This is a genomic window from Allobosea sp. UC22_33 (genome assembly GCF_042700715.1).
In the GTDB taxonomy this organism is placed as follows: Bacteria; Pseudomonadota; Alphaproteobacteria; order Rhizobiales; family Beijerinckiaceae; genus Allobosea.
Genome location: NZ_CP170556.1, coordinates 2,857,231 through 2,871,537 on the forward strand (window position 1 = coordinate 2,857,231; position 14,307 = coordinate 2,871,537).

General features: G+C 66.8%; 12 protein-coding genes and 1 tRNA gene. 10 read left to right on the top strand and 3 right to left on the bottom strand.

Annotated features, from left to right (window positions below):
• The first annotated feature begins 50 nt into the window (after positions 1-50).
• The 5 genes from ACFJGT_RS13555 (at position 51) to ACFJGT_RS13575 (ending at position 6,060) form a co-directional block, all read left to right on the top strand.
• Positions 51-1,664, top strand: coding sequence for a serine hydrolase domain-containing protein (locus tag ACFJGT_RS13555; RefSeq protein ID WP_377838469.1), 1,614 nt, complete (start codon positions 51-53; stop codon positions 1,662-1,664).
• A 323-nt stretch (positions 1,665-1,987) separates the two neighbouring features.
• Positions 1,988-3,016, top strand: a complete 1,029-nt coding sequence (locus ACFJGT_RS13560) for an extracellular solute-binding protein (RefSeq protein WP_377838470.1) — start codon at positions 1,988-1,990, stop codon at positions 3,014-3,016.
• Positions 3,017-3,245: 229 nt separating this feature from the next.
• A complete protein-coding gene (locus tag ACFJGT_RS13565; protein ID WP_377838471.1) occupies positions 3,246-4,424 on the top strand; it encodes an ABC transporter ATP-binding protein in 1,179 nt (392 codons plus the stop codon).
• Entirely contained in the window at positions 4,421-5,257 is an 837-nt protein-coding gene (locus ACFJGT_RS13570; protein ID WP_336814272.1) for an ABC transporter permease, read from the top strand. Before ACFJGT_RS13565 ends, ACFJGT_RS13570 begins: the two co-directional genes overlap by 4 nt.
• Positions 5,258-5,262: 5 nt before the next feature.
• Positions 5,263-6,060: an ABC transporter permease gene (locus ACFJGT_RS13575; protein ID WP_377838472.1), complete on the top strand. Its 798-nt coding sequence runs from the start codon at positions 5,263-5,265 to the stop codon at positions 6,058-6,060.
• On the opposite strand, the gene ACFJGT_RS13580 is transcribed toward ACFJGT_RS13575, so the two are convergent.
• Positions 5,968-7,020, bottom strand: a complete 1,053-nt coding sequence (locus tag ACFJGT_RS13580; protein ID WP_377838473.1) for a LysR substrate-binding domain-containing protein — start codon at positions 7,018-7,020, stop codon at positions 5,968-5,970. The genes ACFJGT_RS13575 and ACFJGT_RS13580 overlap by 93 nt on opposite strands.
• Before the next feature lie 242 nt (positions 7,021-7,262).
• Here ACFJGT_RS13580 and ACFJGT_RS13585 point away from each other — a divergent pair, with 242 nt between their 5' ends.
• The 4 genes from ACFJGT_RS13585 (at position 7,263) to ACFJGT_RS13600 (ending at position 12,312) form a co-directional block, all read left to right on the top strand.
• Positions 7,263-8,969, top strand: coding sequence for a class I adenylate-forming enzyme family protein (locus ACFJGT_RS13585; protein WP_377838474.1), 1,707 nt, complete (start codon positions 7,263-7,265; stop codon positions 8,967-8,969).
• A complete protein-coding gene (locus tag ACFJGT_RS13590) occupies positions 8,966-10,414 on the top strand; it encodes an amidase (protein ID WP_377838475.1) in 1,449 nt (482 codons plus the stop codon). Before ACFJGT_RS13585 ends, ACFJGT_RS13590 begins: the two co-directional genes overlap by 4 nt.
• The gene (locus tag ACFJGT_RS13595) at positions 10,411-11,256 is read left to right on the top strand and encodes an amidohydrolase family protein (protein ID WP_377838476.1); all 846 of its coding nucleotides are present in this window, start codon (positions 10,411-10,413) and stop codon (positions 11,254-11,256) included. Before ACFJGT_RS13590 ends, ACFJGT_RS13595 begins: the two co-directional genes overlap by 4 nt.
• Before the next feature lie 219 nt (positions 11,257-11,475).
• Complete coding sequence (locus ACFJGT_RS13600; RefSeq protein ID WP_377838477.1) at positions 11,476-12,312, top strand: alpha/beta fold hydrolase; 837 nt, start codon at positions 11,476-11,478, stop codon at positions 12,310-12,312.
• A gap of 155 nt (positions 12,313-12,467) precedes the next feature.
• Here the strand turns inward: ACFJGT_RS13600 and ACFJGT_RS13605 are convergent.
• Positions 12,468-12,552, bottom strand: a tRNA-Tyr gene (locus tag ACFJGT_RS13605).
• 171 nt (positions 12,553-12,723) lie between these two features.
• Complete coding sequence (locus tag ACFJGT_RS13610; protein WP_377848980.1) at positions 12,724-13,278, bottom strand: AAA family ATPase; 555 nt, start codon at positions 13,276-13,278, stop codon at positions 12,724-12,726.
• Between the two features lie 101 nt (positions 13,279-13,379).
• Here ACFJGT_RS13610 and rlmB point away from each other — a divergent pair, with 101 nt between their 5' ends.
• Positions 13,380-14,177 (top strand): 23S rRNA (guanosine(2251)-2'-O)-methyltransferase RlmB, encoded by a 798-nt coding sequence (gene rlmB, locus ACFJGT_RS13615; protein WP_377838478.1) that lies wholly within the window; start codon positions 13,380-13,382, stop codon positions 14,175-14,177.
• Positions 14,178-14,307 lie beyond the last annotated feature (130 nt).

Consider the following 14,307-nt stretch of genomic DNA (forward strand, 5'->3'; position numbering starts at 1 on the left):
CCCCGGGGAGCGCGGCGCTTCCACGTCAGCCCCAAGCCTAAAAGCCTGCCATGCCCCGCGCCGCTCTCACGCTCGATCCCGCCACCATCGCCGCCCGCATCGCCCCGCATGTCGCGGCCTGGAACAGCGAGACCTCGCCGGGCATGATGATCGCCGTCCTCTCCGGCGGCGAGGTCGTGCACGAGGCCGCCTATGGCATGGCCGACCTCGCCAACGGCGTCCCGCTTTCCAGCCGCTCGGTGGTGCGCATCGCCTCGCAGAGCAAGCAGTTCACCACCTGGCTGCTGCTGGCGCTGGAGCGCGAGGGCCGCTTGTCCCTTCAGGACGACGTCCGCACCCACCTGCCCTGGCTGCCCGATTACGGCCGCACGATCACCCTGCACCATCTCGCCTCGAACACCTCGGGCCTGCGCGACATCCTGGAGATGATGACGATCGGCGGTGTGCCGATCCTCGCGCCCTCCTCGCGCCGATACGCCTGCGACGTCGTCGGCCGGCAAAGCGAGCTCAATTTCGAGCCGGGCTACGACCTGCTCTACAGCAACAGCAATTTCCTGCTGCTCTCCGAAATCCTGGAGAATGTCTCGGGACTCAGCTTCAACGACCTCCTGAAGGAGCGCATCACCGGCCCGCTCGGCATGCACGATACCGCGCTGATGCCGCGCGACGACGTGATCCTGCCGCGGCTCGCCGGGCATCACCGCCGCGGGCCGGATGGCAACTGGCTGAAGGCCGCCTGGGGCATCGCCATCGGCGGCGAAGGCGGCATGGTCTCGACGCTGCACGACATGATCATCTGGCAGCAGAACCTTCGCCAGCCGAAGATCGGCGACGCCCAGATGATCGCGCGCATGGAAGATGCCGGCATAACGATCAACGGCGTGCCCTCGCCCTATGGCTACGGACTGGTGCGCGACAATGGCGATCTCGGCGAGGCGACCGGCCATGGCGGCTGGATCGCCGGTGCGCGCTCCGAGTCGGTCCGCTTCAAGGAGGCCGATCTCGGCATCATCCTTCTCGCCAACCACGATGATTGCGCGCCCTATGTGCTGGCCCGCTCGATCGCGCGCGACCTGCTGGGTGCCGGCAACGAAAAGCGGCAGCAGACCTTCGATCTCCCCGCCGGCACCTATCGCGACGAGGCCGGCGACGACGCGTTCCAGATCGAGTTGCGCCAAGGCCAGCCCTATCTGGTGATGAACATGGGCGGCGCGCCGCTCCTGCCCGTCGGCGACGGAGGCTGGCAGCCGCAGGCTTCGATACCGGCTTTCACGCTGAAGCGGGAAGCCGATGGCGCACTCTCGGCCACGCGCTTCGGCCGCACCCGCCGCTTCGTTCCGATCGCGCCGACCGCGACGCCGATCGATCGCTTTGCGGACAGACATTTCGAAGCGCGGTCCGGCGCTTTCCGCGGCGAGACCCGCAAGGCCGGCTCGGAATTGCATCTCACCCTGTCCTCGCCGGAAGGCAGCCAGCGCGTGAAGCTCGTCGCCCATGGCGATGACTTCTTCTTCGCCCACCCCGTCAGCACTGAGGTTCATGACCAGTGGCGCGTCTGCCCCTGGGTGCTGCCCTGGCTTTTCACCGTCCGCATCACGAGCGATCGCCTGATCATCAACAGCGATCGCACAAAGCGGTTGGTGCTGGGTGAGGCTGGCCTGTAGGCACTCGTCCCACGGTTGTCATTCCGGGGCTTCGCGTGAGCGAAGAACCCGGAACCCACGACTGGGCGAGCCCTGCCAACCACTGGGCTACAAGCGCTCACCCAGTCGTGGGTTCCGGGTTCGCGCCCTTGGCGCGCCCCGGAATGACAAAGCGCGAGGCTGAAAGCAGGCCGTTCGCTTCGCCTCTACCTCAGCTCACGTCACTCATAACTTCCTGGAATGAAGTTCGGATTCCTTTGAATTTGCAATGCGGGTCCGCACCCTGGAGTCTCCCGTCATCGAGGCCGCACAGAACGGCCTGCACGAGGAGCGGGAGCCATCCGATGAAGCCATGGGTGTTCGCATTGTCGATGCTGGCGGCCAGCGCCGGCCCGGGCGCGGCCGAGGTCATTCATGCGACCTGGGGCGGCGGCGGCGCGGCCGTGCTGCGCGACTATTTCCAGGTTCCGTTCACCCAGAAGACCGGCATCGCTGCCCGCATGGCCGAGGTGCCGAACACGGCCGGCGCCGTCCGCTCCCCGTCCGCCTCGCAGTACAACGTGGTCGAGGTCACCTATTTCGAGGCGATCGGCCTCGCAAAGTCGAACCTGCTCGAAGCCTTCGAGGACAAGGAGATCCCCGCGATCGCCGACCTGCCGAAGGAACTCGTCGTCCGCAACAAGGACGGCAAGATCGTCGGTCTCGCCACGCATTTCGGCTATTACGGCATCGCCTTCAATAACACGCTGGCCAAGGCCTCGGACTTCCAGTCCTGGAACGACCTCACAGATGCCCGCTGGAAGGGCAAGCTGGCGGTCACGCGCCCGGTCTACGCCACCTCCTACGACCTCACCATCCTCGCCCATGCCAATGGCGGCGGCGCCGCCAAGATCGAGCCCGGCATCGAGCCGCTGAAGGCGATCTTCGCCAATTCGCTGACGACCTATACCTCGCTCGCCCATATGAACACGCTATTGACGCGCGGCGAGGTCACTGCCGCGCCGTTCTATTCGACGCGCGTCTGGAGCCTGCGCCGCGACGGCCAGAAGACCATCGAGCTGGCGATCCCCAAGGAGGGCGCGCTGATGCTGCCCTACGTCGTCGTGGTGCCGAAGGGTTCCGCAGAACGGGCGCAGACCGTCACCTATCTGAACGAGCTCCTGGATGCCGCGGCGCAGACCCGGATCTCAGGCCAGAACGGCTCGATCCCAACCAATAACAAGGCCGTTCTGCCACCCGAATACGAGCAGGATCTCGGCATGACCCGCGAGGCGCTGATGAAGAAGATGTATATTCCCGATTGGAATGTCATCGTCAGCGACTACGAGGATCGGCTCAACCGGGTCGAGCAGATCGCCGCCGGCAAGCGCTGAGCCTGGTGCTGATTTTGCGCGGAAACACGGGTCATCCCGGGCTTGACCCGGGATCCATGCCGGAGCGCTGGTCGTCGATGTTCAGGCATGGATCCCGGCTCTTCGCTTCGCTCCGGCCGGGATGACCTCCGATTTCGGCCATACACAATGCGCGGGCTAGCCTCAGTGCCCGGTCACCATCCGCCGCGCCCGCCCCTCACCCCACTCGCTTACCCGGCGGATTCGATCGATGTCCCCTGCCCAGCCTGAAGCCCTCGCGCAGGCCGCGCCCTCCCGTGCGGCCCGCGGTTCCATCCATGTCGCCGGCATCGCCAAGGCCTATGGCGCGACGACGGTGCTCTCCGGCCTCGATCTCGCGGTCGAAGCCGGAACCTTCGTCACGCTCCTCGGTCCGTCCGGCTGCGGCAAGACCACGCTGCTGCGCCTGATCGCCGGCTTCATCCAGCCCAGCGCCGGATCGATCGCGATCGATGGGCGCGATATGGCGGGCCTGCCGCCGCAGCGCCGGCCGATCGGCATGGTCTTCCAGAACCTCGCCCTGTTCCCGCATTTCTCGGTGGAGGAGAACGTCGCCTACGGCCTGCGCGTGCGCAATGTGCCGGAAGCGGAGCTGCGCCGGAAGGTCGGCACCTTCCTCGATCTCGTCGGGCTCGGCCATCTCGGCAACCGCCGCATCTCGCAATTGTCCGGCGGCCAGAAGCAGCGCGTGGCATTGGCGCGCTCGCTGGTGCTCGAACCCTCGATCCTGCTGCTCGACGAGCCGCTCTCGGCGCTCGACCTGCAGCTCCGCAAGCAGTTGCAGGTCGCCCTCAAGGAGATCCAGCGCGAGCTCGGCACCACCTTCGTCTTCGTCACCCACGACCAGGAAGAAGCGACCCTGATGTCGGATCGCATCGTGGTGATGAGTGCGGGTGCGATCCAGCAATACGACACCCCACCGGCGATCTATTCGCAGCCCGCCAATCTCTTCGTCGCCAAGTTCGTCGGCGAGCTCAACGAGATACCCGGCCGCATCGCGTCAGTGACGGCCGACACGGTCGAGATCGACGGACCGGGCGGCCGCCATGCCTTGCCCGCGATTGGCTTGCGCGGCTTCTCCGCCACCCCCGGTACATCCTGCGTGATCGGCCTGCGCCCAGAGCGCATCACGATCCTGCCGCCGGACGCCGATGCGGACGGACGCATCGCCCTGCCCGGCATCGTTGTCGAGCGCATGGCGCTGGGGCCGGTCCTGCGCTTCGTCCTGCGCTGCGGCGAACAGCGGCTCGTCGCGGTGCGGCTCGCCAGCGACGGCGCGGCCCTGCCGGAAACCGGCTCGCCCTGCCGCGTCGCCTTCGACCCCGCCGACGCGCAGATCTTCGAGCCGCTGGCAGCGCCTGCCGCCGCGAGCTTCGGAGAGAAGCCATGACGGAAACGCAGCCTGCTTCTCCGGCCAAGGCGCTGCTGCTCCTGCCGGTCCTCGTCCTGCTCGGCCTGTTCTTCGCCTCGGTCTTCCAGCTCTTCTCGAACGGTTTCGCCGATGCCGATGGCTGGTCGCTGCGCTATTTCCGGCAGATCCTCAACCGCAGCGACTATCAGGTCATCTTCGCGCGGACGATCCTGTCCTCGCTGACGGTCGCGCTCCTCTCGGTCGCGCTGTCCTACCCGATCGCGCTCCTGCTCTGGCGGCTGGAGCGCTGGCGCAACACGCTGCTGATCGTGGTGCTCGTGCCCTGGCTCGTCAGCCTGGTCGTGCGCACCTATGGCTGGCTCGTGCTGCTCGGCCCCAAGGGCGTGATCAACGGCATGCTGGCCTGGACCGGGATCATCGAGCAGCCCTTGGCGCTGATGTTCAACGATCTCGGCATCATCATAGGCTTGACCCATGTGCTGATCCCCTTTGCGGTGATCTCGATCCTGTCCTCGCTCCTGGCGATCGAGAGCAATCTGGAGGAGGCCTCCGGCGTCCTCGGCGCGAGCCGCTTCCAGACTTTCCGGCGCATCGTGCTGCCATTGTCGCTGCCGGGTGCCTTCACGGCGCTGATCGTGATCTTCCTGGCGAGCATCGGCGCGATCGTCACGCCGATCGTGCTCGGCGGCATGTCGCACCAGTTCGTGGGATCGCAGATCTACCAGGAGGTCATGTACACCTTCAATCTGAACAAGGCCGCGGCCTGGTCGATCTGCCTGCTCGCCATCAGCTTCCTGTCGCTGCTCCTGCTGAAAGCCATCGAGCGCCGGCTGATCGGGACCCTGGAGTGAGCGCGATGACGGCAAACCCCAAACTCTCGACCTGGGCCGGCATCCTGCTGCTGCTCTCGCTGCCGGCGCCGATCCTGATCATCATCGGCGCCTCCTTCAGCGACACCAGCTATATCCAGTTCCCGCCGGAGGGACTGAGCCTGCGCTGGCATCGCGATGCGCTGTTCGATCCGCGCTGGCCGCGCGCCTTCGCGATCAGCGTCGGCATCGCGGCGGTAACGGCGGTGATCGTCACCATCGTCAATTTCATGGCGGCCTATTACACGCAGCGCCACGCGCCGAAGCTCGCGACCTGGCTGGAAATGGCGATCTTCTCGCCGCTGTTCTTCCCGCATGCCGCGATGGGCGTCGCCATGGTCGCGCTCGTCGCCCAGTTCGGGCTGATCGGCACGGCGCCTGGCATCGTGCTCGCCCATCTCATTGTGACGCTGCCCTTCTCCTACCGGCCGATCCATATCGCCTTGCGCAGCCTCGATCCCGATCTCGTCCGCGCCGCCAATGTGATGGGCGCAAGCGAATGGCGCGCGCTGAAGGACATCGTCATCCCGATGTGCCGGTCCGGCATCCTGACCTCGCTACTCTTCGCCGGAATCATCTCCTTCGACGAGGTCACGGTGACCATGTTCCTGATCGGGCCGAACATCTCGACCCTGCCGGTCCAGATCTTCTCCTTCGTGCAGGATTCGGCGACGCCGGTGCTGGCGGCGATCTCAACGATCAGCGTGCTGATCACCTTCCTTGCCGTGATCATCCTCGATCGTGTCGCCGGTCTCACCTTCTTCGTCCGCCACGACGGCGCCTGATCCCGCGCCCTCGCGCGTGCGCCGCTGCGGCAGTCGCACGGTCAGGCTCTCCGCCGCGCGCGCATCCTCGCCATTGGCGAGCGCAACGATCCGCGCCTTGAGTTCGGCCAGGAAAGCCTTGGTCAGCGGCGAGACCGGCCGGTTGCGCGAGACGATGGCGTTGAAGGTGAAGGCGATGGTCGGCTCGAAGCGGCGCGCCACCAACCCCGGCCAGAAGCCCTGATGCACCGTCATCGGCTCGACGATGGCGATGCCGAAGCCGCGCGAGACCAGCGCATTGGCCTCGACCGATGAGAACACCTCCGCCCGCATCTTGCGCGTGATCCGCTGCTGCTCGAACACCGCGTCGGTCAGATGCCGCATCCGGCTGTTGCGGGTGAAGGAGATGAACTCCGCCCCTTCGAGATCGCGCGGCACGATCACCTCGCGCGACGCCAGCGGATGGTCCCGCCGCATCACGCAGACCGCATCGGCATGGAAAAGCGGCTCGGTCAGCAGGTCCGGATGATGGAAATGGCTGACAGAGAAGCCGATATCGACATTCTGCCCGAGCACGTCGCTGCCGACGACGCTGGAGACGTCGAGCGCGACCGAGATCGCCGGATTGGCCTCGGCGAAGGCAACGAGCGCATCCGCGACCAGCGTATGGCCGATCGAGGCCGCCGAAACGATCCTGAGTTCCCCTGACCGCAGGTCGCGCAGGTCTTTGGCAAAGCGCTCGACATCGCTGAGCGAGGCGAAGAGGCGGCGCACCTCCTTGTAGAGCAGTTGCGCCTGATGCGTCGGGATCAGGCGCTTGCGCTTGCGCTCGAACAAGGTGAGCGCGAGGTCGATTTCGAGCCCCGCCAGGATCTTGCTCATCGCCGGCTGCGACAGCCGCATCCGCTCGGCCGCCGCCGTAACGCTGCCGGTCTCCATGAACTGGATATAGGCCTCGAGCTGTCGATGGGTGATCCGCATGCAATGCTCCGCCACTGGCTTCAGATCGAATATAACCAGCAGGCATGTTTTCTAGTCAAAAAGAAATTTGCGGCTCTCCGCCTGCAGCGGAATAGTGCGAACCGGGCCAGACGGAAAACTGGAAAATACACCAGAGACCGGCACTGTCTCGCAATCCCGCCACGCTCTCAATCGCAATCGACCAACGACGGAAAACATAACTTCCAGACCTGTTCGACGCGAACATGCCTTTCGAGATGCCAATGCCGCCCCTGCCCACCGACCCTCAGACACCCGTTTGGGCCGATGCCTATGTGGCGCGCCTGGCCGCGCTCGATGTGGAGGCGCGGCATCGCGAGATGGAGCGCTTCACCTTCCCCCGCAATATCGGCAGCCTGCTGCGCGCAGCCGCGGCCGAGACGCCGGACGCACTCGCCTGGAACTTCTTCGAGACCGGCGAGACGATCACCTATGCGGCGCTCGACGAGGCCGTCGAACGGATGGCGGTCGCGCTCGCCTCCTTCGGCGTGACGCGCGGCATGAAGGTCGGCGTGATGCTGCCGAACTGCCCGCAGATGCCGATCGTCTGGCTCGCGCTGGCGCGGATCGGCGCCGTGATGGTGCCGGTCAACCTGCGCTATACCGGCCGCGAACTCGCCTATGTGCTCGGCGATGCCGGCGCCGAGGCGCTCGTCATCCATGACGAATGCGGCCCGCAATATCGCGAGGCGGTGGAGGTCGCCGAGGCCGAGAAATTCCCGCGTCCCGACCGCATCCTGCGCATGGCCGCAGAGGACGTGCAGGAGACCCTGCTGCCGCCGGGCGCAATGACGCTCGACGCCCTCGTCGCCGCTGTTCCCGAGGGCGCACGGCATGACGGGCCGGAGCCCGCCCCTGACGACCTCATGAACATCCAGTACACCTCGGGCACGACCGGCTTCCCCAAGGGTTGCATGCTGACGCATCGCTATTGGCTCGGCGCCGCCTTCGTGAACGGCTTTCGCGACGCCAAGCGCTTCCGCCGCGTGCTCGCCTCGACGCCGTTCTTCTACATGGACCCGCAATGGCTGCTGCTGTTGTGCTTCTACCAGCGCGGCACGCTCTTCGTCGCGAAGCGCCAGAGCGCCAGCCGCTTCGCCGCCTGGCTGCGCGAGCACCGCATCCATTTCTGCCTGTTCCCGGAGATCGTCTTCAAGCAGCCCGAGACGCCCGAGGACGGCGACACGGAGCTGATGCGTGCCAACATCTATGGCCACCGCAAGGAGGTGAACGCCGCTTTGCGCAAGCGCTTCAATGCGCCCGCCATGGAAGCCTTCGGCATGACCGAGGTCGGCCCCGGGCTCTACATGCCGCTCGATGCGCTGCACATGGTCGGCTCCGGCTCCTGCGGGATCCCCGCCCCGTTCCGGCAGGCCCGCATCGTCGACGAGGAAGGCAAGGACGTCCCGCGTGGCGAGATCGGCGAGCTCGTGCTGAAGGGCCCCGGCCTGATGCTCGGCTACTACAACCGCCCGGAGGCCAATCGCGACAGCTTCTTCGGCGAATGGTTCCGCACCGGCGATCTCTTCCGGCAGGATGCAGAGGGATATTTCTACATCGTCGGCCGGCTCAAGGACATGGTGCGGCGGGCCGGTGAGAACATCGCGGCGCGCGAGGTCGAGACCGTCCTGCGCAACATGGACGAGATCGAGGAGGTTGCGGTCGTCCCCGTGCCGGACGACCTGCGTGGCGAGGAGGTCAAGGCCTATGTCCTGCCCGCCAACGGCATCAATGGCAGCGACGACCTGATCGGACGGATCGCCAGGCATTGCGAGGCCAATCTCGCCGCCTTCAAGATCCCCCGCTACATCGCCTTCGTCGACGACATCCCGCGCACCGCCTCGCAGAAAGTCGCGAAGACGGCCTTGACGGCCGGCGTCGCCGACTTGCGTCTCGGCGCCTTCGACAGGGTGGAAGGAATCTGGCGATGAGCATGCCCCTCTGGAGCCGCAGCGCGGCCGAACTCCTGCCCGAATTGCGCTCCGGCGCGCTCAAGGCCGAGACGCTGATGCGCTCCGTGCTCGGCCAGATCGAGGCACGCAACGCGCCGGTCAACGCCTTCTCCCATATAGCGACGGACAGCGCGCTCGACGCCGCCCGCGAGGCCGACCGCAAGCTCGCGGATGGCGCCGCGCCCGGCCCGCTCCACGGCTTGCCCTTCAGCGTCAAGGACTTGGTCGCCGTCGCCGACATGCCGCTCGAATACGCCTCGCATGCCTTCGCCGGGCAGGTCGCCGACGCGGATGCCGAGGGCGTCGCACGCCTGCGCCGCGCCGGAGCCATCCCCTTCGCGAAATCGACCACCCCGGAATTCGGCCACAAGGTGCTGACCGATTCCCCGCGCCAGGGCATCAGCCGCAACCCCTGGAATACCGATTATAGCTGCGGCGGCTCCAGCGGCGGCGCCGCGATCGCGGCGGCGATGGGCTTCGGCCCGCTCCATCTCACCTCGGACGGTGCCGGTTCCGGCCGCATCCCGGCCTCCTGCTGCGGCGTCGTCGGCCTGAAGCCGAGCTGGGGCGCCGTCCCGCACGAAACCACGACGGATTTGTTCGGCTCTCTGACCTGCCTCGGCCAGATGGGGCGTACGGTCGCCGATGTCGCCTTGATGTTCAACGCGATGAAAGGCCCCGACCGGCGCGATCCGCTCTCCTTCGGCGGCTCGGCCGATCCCGTCCGGCTTCCCGTCGATCCCGTCGCGGCGCTCAAGGGCCTGCGCTTCCGCTACGCGCCGCGAACGCTCAACCGCTGGGTTGCCCCGGCGGTGGAAGCAGCCGTCGGCGAGACCGTCGAGCGCCTGCTGACGGCCGGCGCCGAGCGCGTGGCGATGCCGGAGGATATCGCCTTCGACACACCTTCCGCCCTCGTGCTGATGCGCGCCTATCAGCATGCCCGCTTCGGCTCCCTGCTGGAGGAACACGGCGAGCGCATGGACCGCACCGCCCGCCTCGGCCTCAACATGCAGCCGGAAGCGCAGACCTATACGCGCCTCGCCCATGCCCAGCGCGCCCGCTCCGAGATCTACCGGCAGGTGGAGCGCCTTTTCGACGGCGCCGACGTCTTCATCACGCCCACCGTCGCGACGCCGGCGCTACCCATCGGCCAGCAATCGGACGGCCCGCTCGTCGTCGACGGCATCGACCACGGCCCGCTGCGCGACGCCTGGTATCCCTACACCATCCCCTACAATGCCAGCGGGCACCCCGCCCTCTCGGTCCCCTGCGGCATGAGCCCGGACGGTTTGCCCATCGGCCTGCAGATTGTCGGCCGCTGGCATTCGGAAGCCCAGCTTCTGGCGGTCGCGGCTGCGATCGAGGCGCTGAAATCCTGGGCTGCGAATTGGCCCGCCCTCTCCGGCAAGGAGCAGCATTCGTGATCATCGACTACGGCAGCCGCCCGCCGCTTCCTGCCTTCGGCCCGAAGGGAGCCGAGCATCTCAAGCGCTACCGGCAGGTCTATGCCGCCAGCGAAACCGCGGCCGAGCCCCAGCAGGATCTCGCCGGCTACCTCGCGGAATACGACAAGGCCGGCGTTAGCCATGTCTGCGTCAAGGCGCGCGACCTCGAGACGACCTATGGCTGGCGCATCAGCAACGAGGATGTCGCCGCATTCTGCCGCGAGCAGGGGCCGCGCTTCATCGGCTTCGCCGGGGTCGATCCGAACAAGGGCATGACGGCAGTGCGTGAGCTCGACCATGCCGTGCGGGTGCTGGGCCTGCGCGGGCTCAACCTGCAATGCTTCGAGCACCATCTCGGGATCAACGACCGGCGGATGTACCCGCTCTATGCCAAATGCATCGAGCTCGACATTCCCGTGAACATCCACTGCTCGATCAATTTCGCGAGCTCGACCTTGATGCGCTACGGCCACCCGTCGCTGCTTGACGAGGTGATGGTCGACTTTCCCGAGCTGCGGGTCTGCGCCTCTCCGCCGGGCTTTCCCTGGGTGCACGAGCTGATCGGCGTCGCCTGGCGCCACCCGAATGTCAGCATCGGCCTCGTCGCTATCAGGCCGAAATACCTGCAGGTCGCGGGCTCCGGCTACGAGCCGCTCCTGCAATATGGCCGCACGGTGCTGAAGGACCGTATCATCTTCGGCAGCGCCTATCCGCTCGGCCCGATCGCGCGCACCATCTCCGAGATCAGGGCGCTCCCGCTCGGCAAGGAGGTCGAGAAGCTCTGGCTCCACGACAACGCCAAGCGCTTCCTGCGGCTTTAGGGCCGGCGTCCGCGGCAAGACCCACAAGCGCGTGAGCCTGTAATCCAGCAGGTGTACAGCGGGCGACAACGCTGCAATATCGGCAGGAGCCCCCCGCGCGACCGGGCTCGTATCGGAACCCAGGGCCTGACCGCGGGAATCACGACGATGTCCGGTGCCACCTGCGGCCCGGCGGCGTCGGCACGAGGCCCGTGTTCGGCGCTTAGGAAGGCACTCACCATGTCATTCGTCAAAACCAAGGACGGCGTCGAGATCTTCTACAAGGACTGGGGGCCGAAGGACGCCCAGCCGATCATGTTCCACCATGGCTGGCCGCTGAGCAGCGACGACTGGGATGCCCAGATGCTGTTCTTCCTGGCGAAGGGCTATCGCGTCGTCGCCAGCGACCGGCGCGGCCATGGCCGCTCGGCCCAGGTCTGGGACGGCCATGACATGGACCATTATGCCGCCGACGCCTCGGCCGTCGTCGAGCATCTCGATCTCCGCAATGCCGTCCATATCGGCCACTCGACCGGCGGTGGCCAGGTCGCGCGCTATGTCGCGAAGCACGGCGAGCCACAGGGCCGCGTCGCCAAGGCGGTGCTGGTCTCGGCCGTGCCGCCGCTGATGGTCAAGACATCAGGCAATCCCGGCGGCCTGCCGATCGAGGTCTTCGATGGCTTCCGCAAGGCGCTGGCCGACAACCGCGCGCAGTTCTTCCTGGATGTGCCGACCGGGCCGTTCTACGGCTTCAACCGGCCGGGCGCGAAGGTCGACCAGGGCGTGATCTGGAACTGGTGGCGCCAGGGCATGATGGGCAGCGCCAAGGCCCATTACGACGGCATCAAGGCCTTCTCCGAAACCGACCAGACCGGCGACCTCAAGGCGATCACGGTGCCGACGCTCGTGGCTCATGGCGACGACGACCAGATCGTGCCGATCGGCGCCTCCGCGCATGAATCGATCAAGCATCTGAGGAACGGCACGCTCAAGGTCTATCCGGGCTATCCGCACGGCATGCTGACCACCCATGCCGAGGTGCTGAACGCCGACCTGCTCGCCTTCGTGAAGGGCTGAGCCCGAACCGGGACGCCAAGGCGGCCACACCGGCCGCTCTGGCGGATCGGCCTGGAAGCGCCTGAAAAAGGAAAAGCCTTTCAGCAGGCGACGCATCGCCTGTCGAAGGCGAAGCCGGCTGTAGCAACGGAAATTCACACTCTTGGAAAGGATGGTGGTGGGGGAAGCAGGACTCGAACCTGCGAAGGCATAGCCAGCGGATTTACAGTCCGCCCCCTTTGCCGCTCGGGACATTCCCCCCGCCTGCGCCCTTGATCGGCTCTGTGAGCCCAGGGCCACCGACATGTCACTTTCGCGACGACCGGTAGGCGCGGCCGGACTTATGGTGACCGGGCCGCGCCCTGTCAACGGCAAAAAGACCGATGGAGCGAATTCGTTGTGAAGCCGCGCTCCCGGCTCCAGAAAAGCCGATCAGTTTGCGGCAAGCGCATGTCCAAGGACGAAGGCAACCCGCTCGGCTACGCTCGCACGAGGCAGTTCGACCAGCTCATAGCCGTAACGGGGATAGGTCTCGGCCATGGCGGCAAAGGTTCGCTCGGACTCGGAGAAGTCCTGCTTCCTCTCGGCGTCCTGCGCAAAAATGTCCCGCCAGGGCGGTGCGATGAAGACGGTGCGGCGATAGCGCAATTCCTGCGCCGCCCGCTCAACGTGGTGTGGCAGCGGCAGGCCGCAGAGGGTCAGATATCCCGCGATATCGGGGAGGCCGCGGTCGAAGAACACGTTGTCCCGTTCCATGAGCGCCTCCGCATGGCCGCGCAGGTCGGCTGCCAGCATCAGCTCGGCGAACAGGGCCGGATCGATCCAGGGCAATCCCCTGCCACCGATGGCCTGCTGGTCGCGGATGATCGCGCGTCCGGCCTCCGGCCGCACGGCATGGCCGCCGGCAGCCAGCGCCTCGATCAGGCTGGTCTTGCCCGAGCCCGGCCCTCCGGTGATCACGATCAGCCTGTCCGTCCCGTCTGGCATCATGATTCCCGTCCTCGTGGATTTGTCGGCAAAGGGGTTGTTCGCGCTGGCCAAGCGGGCCGCATCGTGGCACGGCAATCCGGCAATCACTGGAGAGAGCGATGGCTCCGCCGTTCCGCCCGAAACATGCCAGGCCCGCCGGGGGCAGACAGGGCGCCCGCCGTGCCGACGGGCCGCCGCCGCACCGCCCGGGCGATATCGACGAGGCCGTGCTCTACGGCGTGCACCCGGTCGTCGAGGCGCTGAAGAATCCGCAGCGGCGCCACCGGCGCCTGCTCGCGACCGAGAATGGCCTGCGCCGCCTGCAGGAGCAAATCGATCCTTTGCCGCTTCAGGCCGAGATCGTGCGCCCCTCCGAGATCGACCGCCTGCTCACCCCCGATTCGGTACATCAGGGCCTCTATCTCGTCTGCGATCCCCTGCCCTCGCCCGATCTCGACAGCCTGCCGGACGACGCGGTCGTGCTCGCGCTCGACCAGATCACCGACCCGCATAATGTCGGCGCCATCCTGCGCTCCGCCGCCGCCTTCGCCGCGGCTGCGGTGATCGTCACGATCCGCCACTCCCCGGCCGCGACCGGCGTGCTCGCCAAATCCGCCTCGGGCGCGCTGGAGCATGTGCCGCTGATCGCCGTGCGCAATCTCGGCGATGCGCTGGAGACGCTCGGCAAGCGCGGCTTCCTGCGCGTCGGCTTCGATTCGGACGGCGAGGTCGCCCTCGACGACGTCGCGCTGCGCCGCCCGCTGGTCATGGTGATGGGTGCCGAGGGCAAGGGCCTGCGCCAGCGCTCGCGCGAGCTCTGCGACCATGTCGCGCGGCTCGAGGTGCCCGGCACGATCACCAGCCTCAACGTCTCGAACGCGACCGCTATCGCGCTTTACGCGGCCAGCCGCCGCTGACCGGCCAGCGCCGCAAGACGCGGCCGAAAGGGTGAGATTTCAGCCCTTTCCGGCCTGCGGCGCGCCCTTCACCGATAGTCTCATAGACGAACGGTGCAAGACCAAGTGCCTGATTGCCCCTGCGACAATC